Raw genomic sequence first — 24,361 nt, 5'->3', positions numbered from 1 at the left:
TTCGCACGTCGTGTTCAGCGCTCGTGAGAGCGGAACCTGTTGATGACGATGGTCGCCAGGGCCTGAATGCTGTTGCTGTTGAGGCTATCCTCGTGCCAGCCTTCGAGGTCGAAGACCTCGCTGTCTGCGGCGATTGCACCACGCCAGCCGAAAAGCAGCTTGCGCGCGCGGCGATGGGTGGCTTCACTGCGGAACAAAAGCACCGACTTCTCATTTGTCGATGGTGGACGATAGCGACGGGCCGCATTGACCAGCAAGTCGGTAACATCGGCATTGACGGCCTCTTCCTGGGAATAGGTCCCGGCCCGCAAGCCCAGATGCTTGAGCAGGGCGAGCGTGAAGTTGAACTCCCTGAGATAGTCGACGAAGCTGATGCGGCCGGAAAAGAGCTTCCGCGTGAAGTAGCCGATGCGCTTCACGCGACGCTCGCTGTTCCAGCGAAGACGCTTGAGCCGGGGCTGCGACTTGACATAGCCCGGCGCCCAGGCATCGATGACGGCCGTGAAGCGAAGATCGGCGCCGCGTTCGCGCAGCTGGCGGGCAATTTCGACCGCCAGCACGCCATTGACGCAAAGCCCCATCACGCCAATCGGCCCCTTGAGTATATCTGCGCCCATGCTGTCGACGGCATGCCCGGCGATCTCTTCAAGCGACATGGAGGCGAGATCGCCGGTTAGGTCCGCATGGAACATGTTGGCGTTATAGACCGAGACGGCATCGCCAAGATCGGTCGCAAGCCGGTAATAGAGGAACGGATGGTTGAGCGTGTAGAGCGTATAGGGCGCATCGGTGCGCCCGCAGGCCCCCACGCTCCAGGGATTGGCGCTTGCGGGTTCCAGATCGGTACCGCTCGGCTGCGCGTCGCCAAACAGCGCATTGGCAAAGCCCCCGAATGTCGGCTGCTTGAAGAGCAGCTCCAGGTCAGCCTTTGCCCCAAGCTTCGAGCGAGCGCCTGAGAGCATGCGCAATGCCAGGAGCGAGTGGCCGCCGAGCGCGAAGAAGTTGTCGCCGGGCGTGACCGTCGGGACGCCGAGCACCTCCGCCCAGATCGCTGCAAGCGCCTTGGTCTGGTCGGTTCGCGCTGCCGGTATGGATACTGGTGCCGGAACATCTGCCGGCTCAACGCGATCGGCCACAGCCTTGGCGAGGGTGGTCGGCGGCGCTGGAATCCCCAGCGCGGTTCGATCGATGGTGCCGCTGGTATCGCGCGGAAAGTTGAGAAGCACGCTGATGCCACCCGGCATGGCGGATTGCGAAAGCTGCCGCCCGAGATACTCCATCAGATGCTCCGGCAGACGATCGAGCGGTTCGGTGGTCGTTGGCGCCGGGGTGACGAAAGCATGCACGCGCTTGCCATCGTCTTCGACCAGCACCGCGGCCGAGCCGACGGATGGATGAGCGGCAAGCATCTGTTCGATCGCCGTTGCCCGCCCCGTCTCCACTTGCTGCGTCTTGATCTCCCTCGCAGGGATGACCAGTGAGGAAAGGGGCGCCGAGGGCCGCTCCAGCGCTGCTTCATAGGCCTCCTGCCAAAGCCGTAGAAGAGATTCGATCGTGCTCTTTTCAAACAGGTCGGCATTGTATTCGATCGACATGCGCCATCCGCTCGGCCGCCCGATCATGATGAAGCTCAGATCGTAGATGACGCCCGGCGATTGCGACGGCGCGCTGATCAGCTCGAAACCTCCATACTGATGGTCTTCCAGGAAAGCCTTCTGCAGGTTGAAGTTGACGGAGATCAGCGGGTTGCGCGAGGGGTCGCGGACTGGGTTGACCAGCTCGACGAGTTTGTTGAATGGCATTCTGTGATGGTTGAGGGCAGCCGTCACCGTTGCGGTTGCTAAACGCACATGCTCGGAAAAGGAAATGTCGCCGGCCATGTCGAAGCGCAGAACGACATTGTTGATGAAGACCCCGATGAGGTTCTCCAGATCCGTCTCGTCACGCCCGGCGACCTGTGAGCCGAACATGACGGTGTCGTGTCCGGTATAGCGATGGAGAAGCGCGCTGACGACGGCAGCCCCGAAACTGTAGAGCGAGACCCGGTGCGCGCGGGCGGCAGCGTCAATCCGCTCGCTGAATTCACTGGGGTTGTTGACGGATAGGATGTTGCCACGGCTGGTTTTGACCGGCCCGCGCGGCGTATCGGGAATGACTTCGAAATACGGCGCGCCGGTCAGTTGCTCGCGCCAGAATGACTTCTCGGTCTCGAAGCCGTAGCTGTTCAGATACTCCTGCTGCCACAGCGAGAAATCGCCGTATTGCAACGGCAGATCCGGTACGGCCGGCTGCCGCCCGGCATCAAGCGCCGCTGCGATTTCACCAACCTCGCGGCCAAGCACACGGATCGACCAGCCATCGAAGCAGCTCTGGTGGGCGGTGATCAGCAGAAAGCCCCGCTCGTTCTCGACCATCAACAGCGAAACGCGGAAGAGGTAGGGACTGCTGAGGTCGAACGGCGCGCGCGCGGTTTCCTCACCGATAGACAGGATGCGCTGATCCCGCTGGTCTACGGGCACATTTCGCAGGTCGATGACCGACATCCTGAAGTCGACCTGGTCGACGACCTGCTGGCAGGGTCTGCCGCCAACTTCGACGAACCGGGTGCGAAGGATCTCATGACGCTGGATCACCGTACGAAAGGCGGCCTCCAACGTCGAGGATCGGAACGCGCCGCGAATCTCCCAGCGGACCGCGACGTTGAGCGCCGGATTGCCCGGCTTCAGCTGGTCGAGGATCCAGCAACGCAACTGGGTCTGGGAACAGGGGAACTCCGCAATCACGGTGGGTTCGGCGACAGGTGCAGTGTTGTTGGTCTCTTTCATGCTCTTGATACCTGCTCAAACCGGCGACGCGCGCCATTGCGGAAATCTCTCAGCGAAGGAACCTGCGGCTGGGTGCCGCTCAGATCGATGTCGTCGCGTGTCTCGGCAAAGGTGGCGAGTTCTGCGATGGAGGGGTGCATCATCAGATGTTTGGCCTCCAGACGCAGACCGCTGTCCAGCATGCGGGCGGCGATGCGGAAGATGATCAGTGAATCCGCACCGAGCGCGTAAAGGTTGTCCTCGACGCCGATCTCCTGCGCGTTCAGAACCTCGCGCCAGATCTCGCAGAGCTGCGTTTCCATAGCGGTGCGCGGCGGAACCTTGATGGCCGAGGTCCCGCGTTGCGGCAGGCCACGCTGTTCGAGCGTCTTGCGGTCGAGCTTTCCGTTGGCCGTCTGGGGGAGGGCTTCCTCCAGCACCCAGAAACCGGGCACCATATGCGCCGGCAGATTGGCCTCCGCGTGGGCGGCAAGCATGGATGTCGAGGGTTTGCTGCTCTGGTCTTCCGGGATGACATAGCAGACGAGCTGCTTGTCGCCGTTGCTGTTGGGGGCGGCGACGACGGCGCATTGGCGAACGCCGGCGGCAGCGGATATGGCCGCTTCGATATCGCCAAGTTCGATGCGGAAACCGCGCAGCTTGATCTGCTGATCGCGCCGGCCAAGCAATTGCAGCGAACCATCCGCGAGCCGCCGGCCGACGTCGCCGGTCTTGTAAAGACGCTGAACCGTTCCCGTGCCGATGTCGATATCGACGAAGGCCTTCTCGGTCAGATCCGGGCGGGCGAAGTAACCGTTTGCAAGCCCCTCGCCTCCGATATGCAGTTCGCCCGTGACGCCGATGGCCGCGACGCCATTGGCCTTGTCGAGGATGAGAAGCTGCGTGTTGGCAATGGGATGGCCGATCGTGATCGGCTTTTCTCCATCCTCGATCCGCTGCACCGACGACCAGATCGTCGTCTCGGTCGGGCCATACATGTTCCAAAGTTCGCCCCCGAGGCCGAGCAATGAGGAGGCGAGTGCCTTGGGAAGCGGTTCGCCACCGCACAACATCTTGAGGCCCGGGCGGCTGAGGCCGGCTTCGACCAGCATCTGCCACAGTGTCGGCGTCGCCTGAAGCACGGTCGCACCGCAGCTCTCGACGAGCCGTACCAGGGCAAAGCCGTCGCGCACCGTGTTCCGGCCGGCAAGTACCACCTTCGCACCTGTGATCAGCGGCAGGTAGAGTTCAAGGCCGGCAATGTCGAAGGAGATCGTCGTCACTGCGACGATCGTATCGCGATCGTCAAGCCCCGGTTCCCGCGCCATCGACGTGAGGAAGTTGACCAGGGCACGATGAGAAACCTCGACGCCCTTCGGTGCGCCGGTCGATCCGGAGGTGAAGATGATGTAGGCCGGCGTCGCCGTGTCCGTCGGAACTTTCGGCAGCGCCGTTGCCGGATAGGTCGTCCCGGCGTCGTTATCGACGCGGATGATCGCGACGCCCTTTTCGGCCAGGCCCTCTGCCCGATCGCTGTCGCAGATCATGCCGGCAACACGCGCAACCTCAAGTGTCTGCGACAGGCGGGTCTCAGGATGGGCAGGGTCGAGCGGCACATAGGCATGTCCCGATTTCATGATCGCCAGCAGGGCGATCACCATTTCGAGCGACCGTTCGACGAGAAGGGCGATGCGCTGCCCAGGCTCCGGGACGGCTTTCTGGATCTGGCAGGCCAACTGGTTGGATCGCCCTTCGAGCTCACCATAGGTCATTGCCTTGCCATCGACTTCGACGGCGATTGCCGTCGGCTGCTCGGCAGCTTTGCGGGCAAACAGCGAGAAGACGAATGCGTCGCGATCGTAGTCGGCAGCCGTGTCATTGAGGCCATCGGCAAGCCAGGCCTGTTCGGCCGCAGCCAGAAGCGGCAGATCGCGGATCGGCCGGGTGATGTCGGCTGCCAGCGCCGCGACCAGTGTCACGAAATGCCCGATCCAGCGCTCGATCGTGCTGCGCTCAAAGACCTCGGCATTGTAGTCGACATCGATGCGAACGCCCTTAGGGCCTTCGGTCAGGTTGAAGAACATGTCGAAGTTGGAGAAGGCCTTGGCGTTCGACGCGATCGTGGTCTGCAGCCCGCCGAACTCCAGATTGTCCGGAACTCGCTCCAGGTTGAACTGGATCTCTGTCAGCGGCAGGCGGTGTGTGTCGCGCTTGACGCCCAGTTTACGGACCAGCGTGCCATAGGTGTAGTCCTGGTGCTCGAACGCACCGAGCACAAGCTGCTGCGTCGCCTTGAGATGCTCGTCGAAGCGTTTATCGGACGCGACGGTCTGGCGGAGCGGCAGGAGGTTGACACAATGGCCGACGAGCGTCTGGCCGTCGAGAAGGCTCTGCCCGGCCGAAGGCACAGCCACGACGATGTCGTCCTGCCCGGAGAGGCGGGAGATCATGATCTGCAGTGCCGCCAACAACGTCGAAAACAAGGTTGCGCCGGACTTTGCGCCTGCCTTCTTCACGGCTTTGTAGGTTTCCGCCTCGATGTTTCCGGTGACTGTGCCGCCGGCAAAGCTGCGGCGATCCGACCGCGGCCGATCCAGCGGCATTTCCGGCAGATCGGGGACGTCCTTGTATTGGTCGAGCCAGAACTGTTCGGTCGCGTTGGATATCTCCGCATTAGGAGCAAGATCGGTAGCGTAGGTGGCAAAGGACAGCGGTGATGCCAGCCCGGCCTCGGCGCTGCGCATAGAGGCCGAATAGGTCGCGGCAAGCTCTTCGATCAGCACATTGATCGACCAGCCATCACAGATGATGTGGTGTGCCGTGAAGACCAGGCGGTGGCTGTCGGGAGCCATCCTGATGATAGAAGCCCGGACGAGTGGCCCATCGGCAAGATCGAAGGGAGTGCGGGCATCCTCGTCGATCAACTGCTGGAACAACGCCTCGCGATCGCTCTCGCTGGCAAGGTCGATATCGGCGACATCAAGCACGAAATCGGAAATGAATTCGAAATGATCCCCTGCCCGACCGAACCGGATCTGCAGCGCATCATGCCGTGCCACCACCGCATCGAGCGCCAGGACAAGGTGCTCGCGATCAAGCGGCCCGTCCAAAACCATCGTGAAGGACTCGTTGAAGGAGCAGGAGGCTTCGTCGCCAGCCTGGGCGGCCAGCCAGATTTCCTTTTGTGCTTCCGTCAGCGGCGCCGTTGACGGTCGCGCAGGTGCCACGGCGGCAGGCGCTGGCGTGATGTGCTCTGCCTGGCGTTTCGTGCCCAGGATGCCGACCGATTGAAACGCATCGAGACTGGCGCGGAAGGCGGCGGCGATCGCCTGGAAATCCGCCTCGCTATGGGCGGTCGTCAGGAAGCAGGGATAGCCGTCCTGGATATGGATGCCCTGCATGCGCATCTGGGCATAGATCAACGAGCCCAGCGGATCGTCGCTGCCGAAGTCGACGAAGAACCAGCTCTTGTAACCGTTGATGGTTTTGGCAATCCCGCGGCTGGCCAGGTCCGCGTTGATCTCGGCGACCAGAGCCTGCGTGCGATCGGCGACGGCGCCATAGAGGGCGGCGCCCTCGCCCCTGATGTGCTGGAGAACGGCCCGCGCCGCCGCAAGCACGAGCGGATGGCGCACGAACGTCCCGGCAAAGAAGGTCGGCGCGGTCATAGGAACGGTATCGTCGCCGTAGTTCCAGCATCCGCCGTCGAGCGCATCCATGAAGCGGCTGTCGCCCACCAGCACGCCGATCGGCATGCCGCCGCCGATGACCTTGCCATAGGTCGCCATGTCGCCCTTGATACCCCAGACGGCCTGCATGCCGCCGGGATCGACGCGGAAGCCGGTGACGACCTCGTCGAAGACCAGTGCAAATTCCGATCTCGTCGCGATATCGCGCAGCTCGCGCACGAACTCGACCGGCCGCAATTCCGGATGACGGCTTTGGACCGGCTCGATGATCACCGCGGCAATATCGCCGGCATTGGCCCTTATCCAGTCAAGGCTTTCCGCATCGCCGTAGCGTAGAACCGTCATGTTGGCGACGGAGGCGGACGGGATGCCGGCCGCAACCGGTATCGCAACCGGTGCACCCGCCCGGTTCTTGCCCTTGACAAGCACTTCGTCGAACTGCCCGTGATAATCGTTGCCAAAAATCACGATCCGGTCCCGTCCGGTCACCGTGCGCGCCACCCGCATGGCTGCCATGACGGCTTCCGAGCCGGTGTTGCAGAAGGTCACCCGCTCGTGCCCGGTCATCTCTGCGATCATTTCCGCGACCTCGCCAGCAAGCGGCGTCTGCGGGCCGATGGCAAATCCGGCGTCGGCCTGCGCCTTCACCGCATCGACGACGAAATCCGGCGCATGACCGAAGGCCGTCTGGCCCATGCCGTTGACCAGATCGATGTATTCGTTGCCGTCGACATCCCAGATCCGCGACCCCTTCGACCGGTTAGAGACGACGGGGAAGACGATCTCCTTCCAGTCCTGGCGGAAACCGGCAGCGGTGCGTGGATCGGCCAGCCACTTCCGGTTCTGGCCGGCGAAGCTTTTCGACTTTCCGTTCCGTGCCTCGTAGGCTGCGATCAGGTCGGCGACGAACGCCTGTTTCTGTGGGGTCATCTCGGTCGAAAGGCTCTTGGCGCCTGGGCGATAGAGCTTGATGCGCTCCGCTCCGATTTCGCCCTCGGTCGTGCGATCGACCTCAGTCTTCGGTCCCAGTTGCGGCTCATTCGTCGCAATCGAAGGGGCTACCGCCGCCGCAGCAACGGTCGACATTGCCGGCGGCACGGCGACGGAACCCGCCGCCTGAAGCACCTGCAGCTGCTGCGAAACGACCGTCTGCAACATCTGCAATTGCGACTGGAGGACGGATTCGATGCCGGCAACGGTCGCGGCCGTGGTGACGGGGGCAACGGGAAGCGGCAGGGCCGTATGCGCTACTACGGCGGGCACCGCGGTCGCTGCGAGTGGCGGCGTGGCAACCGCAGCAGCTGCTGGGGCCTGCTGCGGCTCGGGCGGCAGCTGCCGGTCGAGATGCGCGGCCAGATCCCCGATGGTGGGAATATTGCTCAGCAGCTCGCGGAACGAGAGCTTGACCTTGTAGTCCTTCTCGATCCTCTGGGCGAACTGGCCAATGAACAGTGAATCAAAGCCGAGCTCCAAGAATGTCGCACCCGCTTCGTCCGATCCGAGCGCCTCCCCCGACATGTCGCTGAGCAGGCTGATCAGGGAGGTTTGCAAGGCAGGGATACGGCTTGCGGCAGCAACTGGTGTGGCAACATTCATGATTTTTATCCCGTCAAACGGTTGCGCTTGAGTGTCGGTGGAAGATGGCTCGGCCGCAGGGAGCGGCTCGGTAGACGATACCGACCGGCTTTCGCCGCGCCGTGCCGAGGCAGGAGCGTCGATCCAGTGGCGCTGCCGCTGGAACGGGTAGGTGGGCAGAATGAGAGGGGCATTGCCCGCTGAAGGCGACGTCGGCCAGTTGAGGTCACAACCCGACATCCAAAGCTTGCCATGGGCCTCGGCGAGCGTTTCACCGGCGGCATATGCGCGGTCATGTTCCGGCAACGACTGGACGACCGCGGTAATCGCGTCGCGGGCGAGAGTTTGTGCCGCAAAGACCGACAGGGTGCGGCCGGGGCCAACCTCCAGCAGGACCGGCTTGCGCCCGTCGCAAAGGGTTGCCAGCCCGTCGGAAAACCGCACGGCGGCGCGGCAATGCTTCGCCCAGTAGTCAGGCGACATGCCCTGATCGATCGTCTGCCACCCGCCGGTGACGCAGGAGATATAGGGCGTTATTGCGGTGCCGTAAGTGACCTTAGCTGTCTCTTCGCGCAGGGCATCCGTGACGCCATCCATCATGGCGGAGTGAAATGCATGCGACGTGTGAAGCCGGCTGAAGGCGATACCGGCGCGCTCCATCGCGACGCATGCCACATCGACAGCAGCGAAGGTTCCGGAGATGACGCAGAGTTTCGGGGCGTTGACTGCGGCGATTTCGACCTCGTCGCCAACATAGGCTGAGACCGTCTCGACATCCGCACGCACGGAAACCATCGCGCCCTGCGGCTGCGACTGCATCAAGCGGCCGCGCGCAGCGACGAGCCGCAATCCGTCCTCGAAGGAGATGACATTGGCAAGCGTTGCGGCGACGAATTCACCAACGCTGTGGCCGATCATGGCGTCGGGTTTCAAGCCGCGGCTCATCCATAGCCGCGCAAGCGCATATTCGACGAGATAGAGGCACGGCTGCGCGATGCGGGTCTCGCGCTGTTCGTCTGCCATGGCCTGGCTCACCGTGCCGCTGTGGCAGATGAAATCGCGCAGGTCGGTTTTTAGAGGTGCCCGGAGCAGCTCCGTGCCCCTATCGATCCAGCGGGTGAATTCCGGTTCGCGGCTGTAGAGTGCAGCACCCATGCCCACATATTGCGAGCCCTGGCCCGGGAACATGAAGGCGAGCGGTGGGCTTTCGGTCGCAACGGCACTTGCTACCCGCTCGCTACCAAGGCGTTCGATCGCCTGCTCGATATCGTTGGCGACAATGGCGCTGCGATGGCTGAAAGCGCGCCGTCCGGCCTGCAGCGTGTGCGCGACCTGGGACAACGACAAAGCGGAGTGCGCCTGCAGATGTTCGCGCAGGTTCGCCCGCATGGACGCTAGCGCGGCGTCGTTGCGGGCCGACAGCGGCAGAATGCAAGGCCCCCACGCCACGTCCTCGACATCGCCCTGCGACGCCGGCGCCTGCTCCAGCACGAGATGGACATTGGTGCCGCCGACGCCGAACGAGCTGATGCCGGCGCGGCGCGGACCTTCGGTGGCCGGCCAGTCGGTGGTGCTGGCGGGAATGTAGAACGGACTGTCGTCGAGATTGATGCGCGGGTTGGGCCGCTGATAATTCGCCATTCCCGGTATCTTGGCATGATAGAGCGCCAGCGTGGTCTTGATCAGTCCGCAGACGCCAGCAGCCGCATCGAGGTGACCGACATTGCCCTTGACCGAGCCCAGGGCGCAAATCTGCCGCTTGTCTCCTGCCTCGGCAAAGGCGCTGCGCAATCCGCCGAACTCGATCGGGTCGCCAAGCGGGGTCGCGGTGCCATGGCATTCGACATAGCCGATCGTCTGGGGATCGACGCCGGCGTTTGCAAGAGCCGACGAAATCGCGTCCGCCTGCCCCTCGACGCTTGGCGCCGTAAACCCGATCTTGTCTGAACCGTCGTTGTTGATGCCGTAGCCGCGAATGACCGCAAAGATCCGGTCGCCATCCCGAAGCGCGTCTTCAAGCCGCTTCAACAAAACGATGCCCGCACCGCTGCCGAAAACCGTCCCAGCCGCCTGTTCGTCGAACGGCCGGCAGACGCCGTCGGGCGAAACCATGCCGCCCTCCTGGTAGATATAGCCGCGCCGCTGCGGGATCGTGATCGATACCCCACCGGCAAGCGCCATGTCGCAACTGTAGGTCAGGAGGTTCTGGCAGGCCTGCGACACGGCCACCAGCGACGTGGAGCAGGCCGACTGGATGGCGATCGCCGGTCCGCGCAGGTTGAACTTGTAGGCGATGCGGGTCGCCAGAACGTCCGTCACCGAGCCGACGATCTGTTGGAAGCAACCGATTTGGTAGTTGGAGGTGAACTCCTCGGCCTTCGCCCGCTCACCCAGGACATTGTTGATGAGATAGGTGGGCATCGACGCCCCGGCGAAGACTCCGACCAGGCCGGGATAGCGATGTGGATCGTATCCGGCCCGCTCGAGTGCTTCCCAGCACACCTCGAGAAAGACGCGGTGCTGCGGGTCAGTGACCGCCGCCTCCCGCGGGAACATGCCGAAGAACTCGGCGTCGAACATGTCGATATCCGGCAGTTGCGGCCGGGCCGGCACATAGTTCGCCGCCGCCCGTTCCTCGTCGGTAAATGCATCCTCGATTTCTTCCGGCCTGAGCTTCGAGAATGCATGCCGCCCTTCGCATACGAGATCCCAAAGTGCCTCGACCGATGGGGCGCCCGGAAACCGGCCGGACATGCCGATGATCGCAATGCCTGTCACATCCTGGTCATTGCGATCCGAGCCGCGGGCATCGTCCGCATCGTTGAAAACGGTCATGAAGCGCTCCTGCGGAAATGGGACATGTTCTTCTTTTGCAGCGCCGCACGTTCGGCCGCCGTCATCGCTCGGGCACTGGCCGACGACTTTCCATCGAGGAAGCGCGCCAATTCGTGAATGGTCGGGTGCTTGAACAGGGCAACAACATCGATCGACCGGCTGAGATTGACCTCCAGCGCCGCATGCACCCGCATCAGCTGGAGCGAGGTGCCGCCGAGATCGAAGAAATTGCGATCGAGTTCTACGGCCCGCAAGCCGAGCACGTTGCGCCACAGTTCCTGCAGCAGCGCCTCCGTCCGGCTGGCGACAGGGGCGTTTTCGGTCGGCAACGCGTCCACCGGCAGCGGAAGCCTGGCACGATCGACCTTCCCCGATTGATGCAACGGCAATTGATCGAGCACGATCACAACACTCGGGATCATGTAGGCGGGCAGGCTGTTGCGCAGCCTCTCCATTACGCCGCGGATCAGATCCGCATCGTCTGCGCGGGTGCCTTCATGTGGGCACAGGTAACCGACAATGCGCTTGTGCGACTGATCCAGATGCTGGCAGATGACGACACCGTCGGCGAGCCGCGGGTCGCGCCGCAGGGCCGCTTCGATCTCGTCAAGCTCGATGCGCTTGCCATTCAGCTTGATCTGCCGGTCACGCCGGCCCCGGAAAAGCAGGATGCCATCGTCGCCGAGCACGGCGAGATCGCCCGTCAGATAGCCGCGCACGTCTCCCTGTTCGGTGCGGATGGTGATGAACCGCTCTGCCGTCAGCTCGGGACGTCGGAAATAGCCGATGGCGACGCCCTCGCCGGTCAGGGCAAGCTCACCTTCTACCCCGCACCCGACCGGGCGATGCTCCTCGTCGACGATCAATAGTCCGGTGTGGCTGACGGCGCCGCCGATCGGCACGTCCTTGCCGTAGAAACCCGCGGGAATGTCGAAGGCGGTGGCGATAACAGTGATTTCCGTCGGCCCATAGAGGTTTGTCAGTCGGCAGTCCGGATGCGCCTTCTGAAAGCGTTTGACATGTTCGGCCGAGGCGACTTCGCCGCCGAACATCATATGCCGCAACGTCGGCAGTTCGCCGCAGGAGAAATCGGCGAGCAGGTTGAACAGGCCGGTGGTCAGCAAAGAGACGGTAACGCCATTGTCGCGGATGACGTCCCTAAGCCGGCCGACCGAGAAATTTCCGTCCTGCAACCCGGCAATGGTCCCACCGTTCGTCAATGCGCCCCAAATCTCAAACGTAGAGGCATCGAAAGCGATCGTTGCGGTGTGCAGCATCACGTCGGCACTCCCGATCCGCACGTAATTCTGATCGAGGGCAAGGCGGGTAATGCCACGATGCGGAATTGAGACGCCCTTGGGTCGACCGGTCGAACCCGACGTGTACATGACGTAGGCCATGTCACCGCCTTCGCAGGGTGCCGGCTCGAACGGCTTCCTCTCGGCTTGCGCGAGATCGGCGACAATCGCGTGAAGGTCGGCGATCGTGCCCTTGACGCTCGGCACAAGGCGCATAGTAGCAAGCGAGCAGGTATCGACGAAGACCACCTTGGGCTCGCAGTCGCCGATGACATAGTCGAGATGATCGACGGGAAAAGTCGTATCGAGCGGCAGATAGGCGGCGCCGACCTTGAGGGTGGCCAGCATGGCGACGATCGTTTCGAGGGAGCGCGGGACGAAGAGGCAGACGATATCGCCCTTCGTGACGCCCGCATCGACCAGATAGGCGGCAAGCGCATCAGACATCAGGTCAAGTTCGCCATAGGTGATCGAGCGGTTATCAAAGGCGATTGCCGTCGCCCGAGGAGCCGCCTGGGCATGCCGGTGAACGACGGCCTGAACCGAGTGCTCCGGGTTGTAGCGCACGGTTATCTGCGAGCGGCCCGTCACCTGCCCGGACGTCGCCGCCGAACCGTCTGCCCCGGAAAATCGGAACTCAGCCATCTTTCGCCTCCTGTCCCTCTCGCTTCACTGACCGGCGGGAAGACCCAGACGCCCTCCCGGCAAAGGGCGACTAGCAAATTTTGCTGCAATGCCGTCGTCAGCCAGAATTTCATGGTGGCGAAAAATGAAACAGCTGATCATTGGGATAGCCGCACCGACGCATCGCCATCAAAAGGGTTAGGCCCGCTTAGTCCTTAGGGGGATGCAAGCCACGGGAATGCACGGACGAGGCGCCATGTCGGTGACCGGAAGCGCATTCCATCTTTTTGTTTTCTCAGGGTTTTTTCGAGATCGACTGCAGCGCCGACCCTGGCGGATCAAACACGGCGAAAACGACCTTAAGGGCAACCTATTGAAGTTCGTGTGCCCTGACATAGTCGATGAACATGTGGGATGGATCCGGTGCCTGATCGGCGGTTTTTTCGACGAGCGCGAGGTTGAGCAGCACGTACATCGGCTGTCGGTGCTCAGGCCGCGTTTCGGCCTTCCACACGAGTTTCCGGTCAAAGTACATCCGGATGAATTCGGAATCGATCTTCACCCCATAGGTATGAAAATCCTGGGGGTCGGCGTCGCGAAATACCTCGATCCGACTGAATTGGGAATCGTCCTTGTCATCGCGATGCCAGACATGAATGACAGAGGAATATCCGTCCGGCTTGTCACCGTAAAATTCCATCACGTCTATCTCGGCCGTCGACTTCGAGCGGTCCTTGCCGATCAGCCAGAATGCGGGCCATACGCCCGGGCCGACCGGCAAACGCGCACGCATTTCGAAATAGCCGTATTGCTGGGCAAAGCCATTGCCCTTGGGGTCTACCGACGCGAGCAGGCCGGACTGCCAGTCGCCTTCCGGGTCGCGCTTGGCCTCGATCCTCAGAATGCCGTTTTCGGTCTTGAACGGCGAGCGCTGACCGGGGTTGGCAAAGCGGGCGCCACCGAAATCCCCCGACCACGGCGTATGGGCGATCCACCGGGTGCCAGGCCCCCAGGCGGACACGCTCAGATTGTCGAAATTCTCGTCGAAGGTCAGCGGCATGTCGTCGACAGGAAGCTCGTCACCCGTGTCGCCGGCCGTGTATCCGTCGGCATGGGTCGCCGACACAAGCATCATCAGCCACAGGCAGCAGACCACAGGCCGGGCGAAAAGCCGAGCTGGCAGGCGGCGTGCGCAATACGGGCGAGCTTCGCGAACAGATGAGGTCATGGTGCAAAACTAACGCGGGCCCGTATCGCGGGTCCATTACCGATTCAGGCCGTAGCTTTATGCGAAAGGCTTAGCCGGAGGCGTAAATACGCGACATGCCCCCTTTGATAGGATCGTTTCAGCAACTGGAACTGGTGGCATGAGCTTTGAACTGATCGGCTTCGTTACCGTGCTTGTGGGGTTGGGCGTCCTGATGGCGCCCATCCACTGGGCATTGACGTTCATGGTCGTCTCAACCGCCCTCGGCTCTGCCGCCGCCATCAACCTTCCCGCACTTGGCGGTGCGTCCATCCTCGTTCCCAACGTCTTTCTGTTGTTCTTCGGCCTCAGGGTCCTCATGGCCTACGGCGAAGGCCCGGTGCTGGCGGCCTTCGCACCGGCCGGGCCCGGCTTTTGGCTGATGGTGCTTACCCTTTTCGGCGTGCTGACGGCAATCCTGTCGCCTCGCCTGTTTCAGGGTGCCGTCGACGTGATGACGGTCGAGCGATCGGTCGGCGCGAGAAGCTTCATATCGTTGTCACCGTTGCGGTTTTCGTCGAACAACATAACCCAGGCCGTCTATGCGCTCGGCGGTCTTGCCTGTTTCGGATTCTGCCACGCCTATCTGCGCCGGACGGCCGCGCCATCGCATCTCGTCCACGCGATTATCATTGCCGCCACGGTCAACCTCGCCTTCGCGGCGGCCGATATCCTCACTTATTTCTCGGGCACCGAGTATCTGCTGAGCGTGGTGCGCACGGCGAACTACGCCCTTCTGACCGCGGCGGAAAAAGGTGGGCTGAAGCGGATCTCCGGATCCTTCCCCGAGGCATCGGCCTTTGCCGACTACACCTTGATCCTGTTTGCTGCGACCGCGAGCCTCTGGCTCGACCGGGTGCGCTCACGGGCGACAGCCCTCCTGGCGACCGCCTCCCTTGCCGGCCTGGTGTTTTCGACCTCCGCGACGGCATTGCTCGGGTTGGCCGTGGTCTTTCCGTTTCTCTGGATACGCTCGGTTGTGACGGTCTTCGAGCGGGGAAAGCCCGGACGTCCGGTGTTTCTCGCTGCCCTTTTCCTGGTCGTGCCGCTCGTTACGCTCGCGATCGTCAACATGTTCCCGGAAATGGTGTCGACTGTTTACGATTTTCTCGATGAGATGCTGCTGTCAAAGGCCGACAGCCAGTCAGGGCGCGAGCGCGCGATGTGGAACGCCGCTGCCTATGAGGCCTTCGTCAACACCTCCGGCATGGGGGCCGGCCTGGGGAGCGCACGCGCCTCCAGCTATCTCCTGGTTCTCCTGTCGAATGTCGGTGTCCTGGGGCTCGCCATCTTCTGGGTCTTTGTCGCGACCATTCTACGCGCTCGCATGGCGCCAGGTGCCGCGCGGCGAACGGAAAGTCTTGCCGCTCTCCGGGCGGCAAAGGCCGGCTTTATCGCAGCCCTCAGCACGGCTCTCGTATCGGGCACCGTCTATGATCTGGGCCTGATGTTCTACATTCTCGCCGGCAGCGCGGCGGCACTGACATGCCGGCAGATCGTCGAGGCAACGGCGGCAGGACCGCGACTGGTTGGTGCGACAGGCCCGCGCCGCATGGGAGGCTCCCGATGAAGGTCGTCATTTTCAACGTCAAATACAGCGAAAACCTTGGTGACGGCATTCTGGCGCAGTGCCTGGAGACTGCGCTGGCGCGCGGAACCAAGGGACTGGAGGTCAAGACAATCGATCTCGCCGGCAGGACGGCCTTCGGCACCGCCGGTGGCGGGCGCCGCCGGCAGTTGCTGAAGGTGCTGCAAGCGCTGCCGTCATTCGCCCGTCGGCTGATCGTAAGGCAACTCCTCGGTCCGACACTCCGCCGGTTGCAGGTCGAATGGCAGAAGGAGATAGACGCCGCCGATGCCATTGTCATCGGCGGCGGAAACCTGTTTCAGGACGACGACCTGAACTTCCCGCTCAAGGTCGGCGCAGCACTCGATTGCGTCAACCGCAGCGGCAAGCCGCTGGCGGTCTATGCCGTCGGCACCAGCCGGGACTGGTCGTCGCAGGCAAGGCAGCTTTTCGGCATGATCGATGACAGCCAGGTCGTCCACGTTTCGGTTCGTGATACTATCGCCGGCCGCAACTGGCTCGGCCATTTTCCAGCCGGGCCGCACGCCCGGATACTGCCGGATCCCGGCCTGCTCGTCCGCGAGATCGTCGCGTGGCACGCGCTCGAGCCACTGAAGGCAGATGACCGGGCAATCGGCATCTGCGTCACGGACCCGCTCATCCTGCGCCGACATTCCAGCCATGGCTCGGCTGGAACTCCTTTTCGGCATGCCGACGACTATCATCAGCTGCTCGGCGTGATGCTCGATGCCGGATATAGGATCTGCCTCTTCACAAATGGAGCCCAGGAAGACCAGGCCTTCGCACGGCGCATTCTCAACGGTGACGGTCTCGCCACCCATATCGAAAGCGGCGATCTCTACCTCGCCCCTCGTCCCAAAACGCCCGAGGAACTGATCCACATCATCGCATCGACGCAGGTGATACTGGCGCATCGCCTTCACGCCTGCATCGCCGCCTATTCCCTCGGAGTGCCGCAGGTCGGTCTCGGCTGGGATGCGAAAGTCGAAGGCTTCTTCCAGTTCGTTGGCCGACCGGAATATTTTGCCAACGGACCCGACATCTCCGCTCGCGATGTGGCCTCCTTGCTAGAGGAGGCAGCCCGCAAGGGCATCGATCCCGCGGCCCATGCCTCGATCCTCGATCAGGCCCGCGACGGCATCTCGCAGCTGCGGGAGTGCCTTGAGGCGCACCAAAACCGCAGCGCGAGCCCGACGATCCAGCAGGTGGTTGTGCCAAGCGACAGAGGCTTGTCGGGCTACGCCCTGTCGCACGGTCTCTAACCGTTACGGGTCACGCACTGTCGATCGCAGGGGTGTCGGCATGGCTGGTGCTCAAAACCCAAACGCTTCAGCTAATTACCACCGGTACCCACCCGGCCGGATTAAGCTCATATCGATGTGATTTCCCACCATTACTAACCATCTTGGGTAATATTCCTAACCACCGGTTGTTTGCTATATACTTAAGTACAATCGAAAAGACCGAAGAGAGAGTGCACCTATATGGTGGGGCAACTTGGGGCATTTATAAGTTCGTCACGGTATCGCGAATTGTCGAGTTTCGACGCTGATCAGCAGCGGTCGGAACTCTCCGTGGCGCGAAAGCGGGTATTCCCGGCGGGCTCAATTCTGTTCGAGCCCGAAGGTCGATCATGTGTTCTGTTCTTCATCTCCGGTTGGAGCGTCAGCCGGAAGATTCTGGCAAATGGAACGCGGATCGTCATCGATTTCATGCTGCGTGGAGATATGCTCTGGACCCTGTCGTCGGAAATGACGCAAGAGACAATCCAGGCTCTGTCCGACGTTGCCGTCTACGAGTTCGCGGTGCCTCCCGGCACCGGCGGCCCCAATCTGTCACAGAGAATTCAGCAGAACTTCGTCCACGAGATGCTCAAGCGCCAGGTCAGGATGACCGAGCGGCTGGCAAACATCGCACGTCGCGACGCACTGGAGCGTACCGGGCATCTCTTGCTCGAACTTGCGGTCCGGGCGGGCAGACCCGACAGGCCGGGATTTGACGGTTTCGATTGCCCGCTGACGCAGTCCGACATCGGCGACGCCGTCGGGCTGTCGACCGTGCACATCAATCGCGTTCTGAAGGAGATGCGGTTGAAGGGATTGCTGTCGTTCAGGAATGGCATCGTCGAATTTCTCGATCGCAGACGCCTGGCCGAATTGGTGGACTTCGATCCGGGCTATCTCAGCACGAGTCCCGGTTGATTCATTACGAGGGCTTTAACCTGTGTTAATGCGCACCGACAATATATGTGTTCTGATCACCAAATTATAAGAAGAAAATACGAGAGGAACCCGAAGGGATATTAATACCAATACTTGTATCTAGAATATTTACACCTATCAAAATAAGAATAAAAAGGAGAAAATTCAATGGATATTCGTACAGCAACAATTGCAAGAAGCTCCACGACGCGACCGACATCCCTTCCAAGCGTGCTGGAACAGCGTCTACCCCAAAGTCTGGCCGGCTCGGACATGACCGATCAGGAGGAGGATCTCGATTACATCCTGCTCATCGACCCTCGGGCCCTCGACCGGGAGTGCCTGTCGAAAAGCCTGACGGGCTACGACCCCGGGCTGACGATCGTTACCGTCGGATCCTTTGACGAGTGGCGCGGCCGCAAATTGCAGACAGACCCTTCCGCGGTTCTTCTCATCGTCGGCGGCGGCAAAGTGGGCGACCTTGCAGTCTGCGAAAAGATCGAAACACTGGTTGAGAAGTTCAAATACAGCCCGGTGATCGTGGTTGCCGAAACTGATGAACTCGGCCAAATTCTCAAGGCGTTGGAATGCGGTGCCCGTGGCTACATTCCAAGCAATGTCGGCATCAATGTCGCCGCCGAAGCGATAGCGCTTGCGCGCGCCGGTGGCGTCTTCGTTCCGGCAAGCAGCATCCTGACGATGCGAGAGGCAATCAACTCGGTTGTGAATGGCGCCCGTTGCTCCGACAGCCTGTTCACGCCGCGGGAAATCGAAGTCGCCGAAGCCTTGCGCCGTGGAAAGGCAAACAAGATCATCGCCTATGAGATGGATCTGTGTGAAAGCACCGTGAAAGTTCACATCAGAAACATCATGAAAAAGCTGAACGCGACCAACCGCACCGAGGTCGCCTACAAGATCAGAGAGTTCATGAAGTAGACCGACTTTAGCCAACGACCCGGCAGACGCTGCGAACAGCGAAGGCTCCGGCAGGCGTTGTTTTTGATCGCGGCCTGCTGACTGTCGTTCGCGATCGGCTGACTTGTCTCCCATATCCGGCAATCCGGCCGGCATGGGACGGCATGTGTCGTATCGAGATGCCAGCATTCCGCTTCGCCGGCCCCGGCAAGAGCTTGTCGGGATATCCTGTTGCGGCGCACGAAATCGCACGTGCCGATTGAACCTGCCTTGCCGAAGGTGTGGGCCGATACGCATGGGCCTCCGTCAACGGCCTCCGGTACCATTGACGAGATTGAGAATGAGTTGGTGGATATTACCGCCGCCGCTGAGCTCGACGCGGTCGAAGTCCCGGCTTCTCTGGCGTTGAGCAACAGACAGCTCACCCAGCCGCCTCGTCAGCTCAGTTCTGATCTTGCGGCAGTTGGGGTCTGCGTCTACCGAGAGCCCGACCGATGTGGTTTCGATCGCCTTCACCAGATCCTTGATGTAGTCGCCGTGAATGAGCTCGTGCTTGCGAACACCTGCGAAAAAGGTTTCCCAATTCTGCACCATGGCCCCCTGCAGCGGCTTCGACGGCTTCGGCAGCGTATAGGTGATGATGAGCTTCGGCTTGGCGGAAACGAGCGTGCAGGCGTTGCCTTGCGGCTCGTATTTCCTAGTCCATGTCAGCTTGAAGTCGGTGTGAGCGATGGCCCGAACCAGTCCGCCTACCTTTGGCCCCCGCTCGCCGATCGACGCATAAAGCTCGGGGCCTGTCTGGCCCGAGATCGCATAGGTGCGGACGTTTTCCACCGCCTGCCATTCCGCATGCGCCATGGACGGCAACGAAAATGCGCAAACCATCATACTGCAGAAGAAAACGTCTAGCTTCACCCGAATCCCCTGGAAGGCACCTGAACGCGGGCGACCCTACTGCATAATTTCTTGATCGGCATCGATTTATGGAGAAAGGCGGCCGCGCAATCGCGCGCGCCTTCAATCGATCAGACGTTTCGGGGTGCCGAGCTACTGCATGTTTCCTTAAATCGTAGCCGATTTAAGGATAAGAACATGCAGCAATTCAAAGTGCTACAGCGACCTTTGCGCGGAGTTACCAGCTATGGCGACGCCGCTACTCGATCCTATCGGCCGCCTCATCACCGGCAGCATCTGGTGCCAAGCCCGCCGAGCAGCTCCCACGACGGCGCCGTCAGTGCTATTCGGCAGCAACCGCAGGCGGATAGATCATCGGCACCGCAGGCTCGGCATTGCCCGCTTCAGCGGCTTCCGGTTCGGGCGTCTTCTTCTTCGGCTCCCGGCCGAAGAAGAGCGCGTAACCAGCCGGCAGCACCAGAATTGTCAGAACGGTCGCGACAAGGATGCCGCCCATCATCGCATAGGCCAAAGGCCCCCAGAAGACGCCGCGCGAGATCGGGATCAGCGCCAGAACCGCGGTCATTGCCGTCAGCATGATCGGACGGAACCTGCGCACCGCCGAACCGATGATGGCTTCGGAGCGATCCATGCCCGCGGCAATGTCCTGGTCGATCTGGTCCACCAGGATGATCGAGTTGCGCATGATGATGCCGAGCAGCGCGATAACTCCGAGGATGGCGACGAAGCCGAAGGGGGCACCGCTGATCAGTAGCGCCGCCGCCGCCCCGATAATGCCGAGCGGACCGGTTGCCAGAACCAGCATCGCCTTGCCGAAGTGCTGCAACTGGACCATCAGCAGCACGACGATGACGGCCAGCATGATCGGCGCCTTGGCTGCGATCGAGCCCTGGCTTTCGGCCGCGTCTTCGGCACCGCCCTGGATATTGATGCTATAGCCGGGAGCGAGCCCATCACGTAGCGTCTGCATGTCCCCATACATTTTCAACGCCACATCGTTCGGCTGTACACCGTCGGGCAAAGTGCCACGAACGGTAATCGTCGGCAGCCGGTCCCTGCGCCACTCGATGCCCTGTTCGAGCACTGGCACGACCTTGGCCACCTGTGAGAGCGGAACGAAGCTGCCGAAATCAGTCGGGATATAGACGGATTCCACCGACGACAGCAGCGCGCGGGTGGCATCCGGCTCACGGGCGACAATCGAGACCGTCTCCTCGCCATCGCGGAAGTTGTCGAGCGGCACGCCGGACATGGTCGCCTGCAGCATCTGCCGGACGCGCTGCGAGGTGACGCCGAGCGCGCGGGCGCGATCCTGGTCGATCACCAGTTTCATCGCCGTCACCGGCTCCAGCCAGTCGTCATGAACCGCACCGAGCTGAGGGTTTTCCGCGAACTTCGCCTTCACCTGATCGGCGATGCGGCGCACCTCCTGGCGATCCGGCCCCATGACGCGCATCTGCACCGGCCAGCCGGTCGGCGGGCCGAGGAAGAGGCGGTCGACCTTGGAGCGGATCGACGGGAAATCCTCGGCAAGGATCTTGCGCAGTTTGTCGATCAGCCGTTCGCGCGCCGGCTCGTCGTTGGCCATGACGAGGAGTTGGGCGAAGTTCGGATTGCGCAGTTGCTGATCGAGCGGCAGGAAGAAGCGCGGCGCGCCCTCGCCGATATAGGTGGCGATGAAGCGCTTGTCCGCATCGTCCATCATCCGCGCTTCGAGCGCCTTGGCCTGGGTCTCGACTTCCTTGATGCTGGTGCCTTCCGGCAGCCAGAGATCGACGAGGATTTCCGGACGGGAGGATTGCGGGAAAAAGTTCTTGGGAATGAACTGGAACGCCCACAGGCTGACGAAGAAGGCGACAAGCGTCATCGACAGCACGATGATGCGATGGTGAACTGCCCAGGACACCGTCGAGCGCAGGCGCCGATAAAAGCGGGTGTCGAAGACATCGTGATGGCCGCCGGCATGGGAGCGCTGTTTCAGGATCATGTTGCCGAGCCACGGTGTGAAGTAGACGGCGACGAACCACGAGACCACCAGGGCGATGCCGACCACATAGAACAGCGAGCGGACATATTCGCCCGCAGTCGAGGCGGCAAAGCCGACCGGAATGAAGCCGGCGGTGGTAATCAGCGTGCCTGTCAGCATCGGGAAGGCCGTCGAGGAATAGGCGAAGCTTGCAGCCTCGACCTTGACGAGCCCCTCCTCCAGCTTGCGCTCCATCATTTCGACAACGATCATCGCGTCGTCGACCAGGAGCCCAAGCGCAATGATGAGCGCCCCAAGCGAGATGCGCTGCAGGTCGATGCCAAGTTCGTACATGATGGCAAAGGTCGCCGCGAGCACAAGCGGGATAGTGATGGCGATCACCAGGCCGGAGCGCCAGCCGATCGACAGGAAGGAGACGACAAGCACGATCACCAGAGCTTCGCCGAGCGCCTTCATGAATTCGCCGACAGCTTCGGTGACGACTTCCGGCTGGTTGGAGATCTGGTCGACGACGACGCCATAGGGCAAAGCCGCCTCGAACCGCTGGTAGGTCTCTTCGACAGCCGTGCCGACATCGGTGACCTTGAAGCCCTTGGCCATCACCACGCCGATCTGCACGCTGTCCTGTCCGTTGAAGCGGAACTTGCGCGAATAGGGATCTTCCAGCCCTGAGGAAACGGTGGCGATATCGCCGAGGCGGGTAACCTGCCCACCGGCCGTCAGGCTGAGGTTGCGCAGATCCTCGACTTTGTCGAGGCCGCCCTCGACGGAAATGCGCACGGAGCGCGAACCGGTATCGACCGAACCTGCAGGGTCGACATTGTTCTGGCCGGCGATGGTGTTTCGAAGGTCGTTAAGCGTCAGCCCGCGCGCAGCCAGCACCTTGGAGGAAACGTCGATATAGATCTTTTCGGGCTGGTCGCCGAGGATCACGGCTTTCTCGACCCCGGGTGTCGTCAGCAGCATGTCGCGCGCCTGGATCGCAAACTTCTTCAGTTCGGGATAGCTGTAACCGTCGCCGCTGAGCGAATGCAGGGTAATGAAGGTGTCGCCGAACTCGTCGTTGAAATAGGGCCCAAGTAGCCCCTCCGGCAGCTCATCGTCGATATCGCCGACTTTCTTGCGGACCTGATAGAACGCGTCGGCCACCTGCTGGGCGTTGGTGTCACCCTCGACCTGCAGAGTGATGATCGCGCTTCCGGCACGGGTATAGGAGCGCACGAAATCGAGATGCGGGGTTTCCTGCAGATTGCGCTCGATCTTGTTGACGACCTGATCCTCCATCTCCTGGATCGAGGCGCCCGGCCAGAAGGCTTGTACGACCATGACGCGGAAGGTGAAGTCTGGGTCTTCCTTCTGACCCATCCGCATCAGGCCGAGAGCACCGGTGATGATGATCAGGCCGAACAGGAACCGCGCGATGCTGGGATGGGCAATCGCCCAGCGCGAAAGATTGAAAGGCCGCTTTTCTTCGGTGGGCAGGGACATCGGCTTCATTCCGCGGTTGGGTTGTTTCAGCGCGCGATTTCGGTGGCTGCGGTCTTGTCGGTTGCAGCAGACTGGCGCGTGACATCGCCCGATATCGCAACCTTCAGATCTTGGGTCATGAACTGCGTGCCGGCCGCAACGACCAGATCGCCGCGCTTCAGCCCGTCGACCACGCGCACACCCTCGCCGGTAAAGTCGGCAACGGTGATCGCCCTGCTCTTCACGGTCTGGCTGTCGCGGTCGACGACCCACACGGTTGTTCCACCGTCCCTCTGAGCCAAAGCACTCAAGGGCACGGACATGTGGCGCTCGGCGTCATCAGCCGAAGCCAGGATCGTCGCGGTCATGCCGAGCAGAATGCGCGGATCGTTGGGCAGGCTGACGCGCACGGCAAAAGTTCGCGATGGCTGTTCGGCACTGCCCGCAACCTCGCGCACCTTACCGTCGAGCATCAGGCCCTGGTCCGACCAGAAGCCGGCCTTGACCAACATGCCCGGTTTGAAATTGGCGACATCAACTTCCGGGACGGCAATGAGCACTTCCTTCTCGCCGTCGACGGCAACGGTGGCGACGGGAGTGCCGGAGCCGACCACCTGTCCGACATCGGCCGCGATTGCCGCGACGATGCCGTTGCGATCGGCAACCAGTTCGGTATAGGCCACCTGGTTCTTCGCCTGGGACAGCGCCGAGCTTGCGGCGTCGCGCGTTGCCACGGCCTGGTTATGGCTGAGTGTTGCCTGGTCGAGCTGCGCCTGGGAGGCGACTTTCCGGGCAAAGAGTTGTTCGGCGCGCGCGCGGACCAATGCGGTCGTCTCGACCTGGCGCTCGGAGGCCTCAAGGTTCGCGGCCGCACTCTTGACTGAAAGATCGTAGTCCGTCGCATCGATGCGGGCGAGCAGATCGCCGGACTCCACCCGGTCACCGACATTCACCAGACGCTCGGTGATCTTGCCGTTGACGCGGAAGCCGAGGTTCATCTCCGTTCGGGCGCGCACGACACCGGAATAGTTCATCTGCCGGACTTCGCCGGCATCGCTGATCTCGACCACCTTGACCGGCCGCACGACCGGCTTGGCCTCCTCATGCTCTTGCGAGCAGGCCGCCAGAATGAGGGAGATCGCGGCAAGAAGGACCATCCTTCCGCTGGACGCGAAACAGCTACGGGTTTGAACGGGCATCGGCATTTCCGCACTCCT

11 protein-coding genes are annotated in these 24,361 nt (G+C 62.0%); 4 read left to right on the top strand and 7 right to left on the bottom strand.

All coding sequences use genetic code 11. The annotated features are described in order from the left end of the window. Positions 1 to 14: 14 nt before the first annotated feature. From ABIE33_RS22055 to ABIE33_RS22040, 4 genes are all read right to left on the bottom strand, one after another. Complete coding sequence (locus ABIE33_RS22055; RefSeq protein WP_429129460.1) at positions 15 to 2,825, bottom strand: condensation domain-containing protein; 2,811 nt, start codon at positions 2,823 to 2,825, stop codon at positions 15 to 17. After that, positions 2,822 to 10,903, bottom strand: coding sequence for an amino acid adenylation domain-containing protein (locus ABIE33_RS22050; RefSeq protein WP_429129458.1), 8,082 nt, complete (start codon positions 10,901 to 10,903; stop codon positions 2,822 to 2,824). The genes ABIE33_RS22055 and ABIE33_RS22050 overlap by 4 nt, the downstream gene beginning before the upstream one ends. Then, positions 10,900 to 12,846, bottom strand: a complete 1,947-nt coding sequence (locus ABIE33_RS22045) for a non-ribosomal peptide synthetase (protein ID WP_429129457.1) — start codon at positions 12,844 to 12,846, stop codon at positions 10,900 to 10,902. The genes ABIE33_RS22050 and ABIE33_RS22045 overlap by 4 nt, the downstream gene beginning before the upstream one ends. Positions 12,847 to 13,195: 349 nt before the next feature. Then, entirely contained in the window at positions 13,196 to 13,960 is a 765-nt protein-coding gene (locus ABIE33_RS22040) for a glycoside hydrolase family 16 protein (protein ID WP_429129455.1), read from the bottom strand. A gap of 232 nt (positions 13,961 to 14,192) precedes the next feature. Here ABIE33_RS22040 and ABIE33_RS22035 point away from each other — a divergent pair, with 232 nt between their 5' ends. From ABIE33_RS22035 to ABIE33_RS22020, 4 genes are all read left to right on the top strand, one after another. Continuing rightward, positions 14,193 to 15,641, top strand: coding sequence for a hypothetical protein (locus ABIE33_RS22035; protein ID WP_429129452.1), 1,449 nt, complete (start codon positions 14,193 to 14,195; stop codon positions 15,639 to 15,641). Continuing rightward, positions 15,638 to 16,921 carry a polysaccharide pyruvyl transferase family protein gene (locus ABIE33_RS22030; RefSeq protein ID WP_429129450.1) on the top strand — a complete coding sequence of 428 codons (1,284 nt, stop codon included), beginning with the start codon at positions 15,638 to 15,640 and terminating at the stop codon, positions 16,919 to 16,921. Before ABIE33_RS22035 ends, ABIE33_RS22030 begins: the two co-directional genes overlap by 4 nt. Positions 16,922 to 17,233: 312 nt before the next feature. Next, on the top strand, positions 17,234 to 17,860 hold the full coding sequence (locus tag ABIE33_RS22025; protein WP_429129447.1) for a Crp/Fnr family transcriptional regulator: 627 nt from the start codon (positions 17,234 to 17,236) through the stop codon (positions 17,858 to 17,860). Positions 17,861 to 18,133: 273 nt separating this feature from the next. Further along, complete coding sequence (locus ABIE33_RS22020) at positions 18,134 to 18,796, top strand: response regulator transcription factor (RefSeq protein ID WP_025428340.1); 663 nt, start codon at positions 18,134 to 18,136, stop codon at positions 18,794 to 18,796. A 285-nt stretch (positions 18,797 to 19,081) separates the two neighbouring features. Here the strand turns inward: ABIE33_RS22020 and ABIE33_RS22015 are convergent, their stop codons facing one another. The 3 genes from ABIE33_RS22015 to ABIE33_RS22005 all read right to left on the bottom strand — a co-directional run bounded on the left by ABIE33_RS22015 (position 19,082) and on the right by ABIE33_RS22005 (position 24,343). Continuing rightward, positions 19,082 to 19,663 (bottom strand): DUF922 domain-containing Zn-dependent protease, encoded by a 582-nt coding sequence (locus tag ABIE33_RS22015; RefSeq protein ID WP_429129771.1) that lies wholly within the window; start codon positions 19,661 to 19,663, stop codon positions 19,082 to 19,084. A gap of 349 nt (positions 19,664 to 20,012) precedes the next feature. Then, positions 20,013 to 23,165, bottom strand: a complete 3,153-nt coding sequence (locus ABIE33_RS22010; RefSeq protein WP_429129445.1) for an efflux RND transporter permease subunit — start codon at positions 23,163 to 23,165, stop codon at positions 20,013 to 20,015. Positions 23,166 to 23,191: 26 nt separating this feature from the next. Then, positions 23,192 to 24,343 (bottom strand): efflux RND transporter periplasmic adaptor subunit, encoded by a 1,152-nt coding sequence (locus ABIE33_RS22005; RefSeq protein WP_429129443.1) that lies wholly within the window; start codon positions 24,341 to 24,343, stop codon positions 23,192 to 23,194. Positions 24,344 to 24,361: the final 18 nt, after the last annotated feature.

Source organism: Ensifer sp. 4252 (assembly GCF_050434565.1).
Classification (GTDB): domain Bacteria; phylum Pseudomonadota; class Alphaproteobacteria; order Rhizobiales; family Rhizobiaceae; genus Ensifer.
This window is presented reverse-complemented; position numbering and strand designations above follow the sequence as displayed.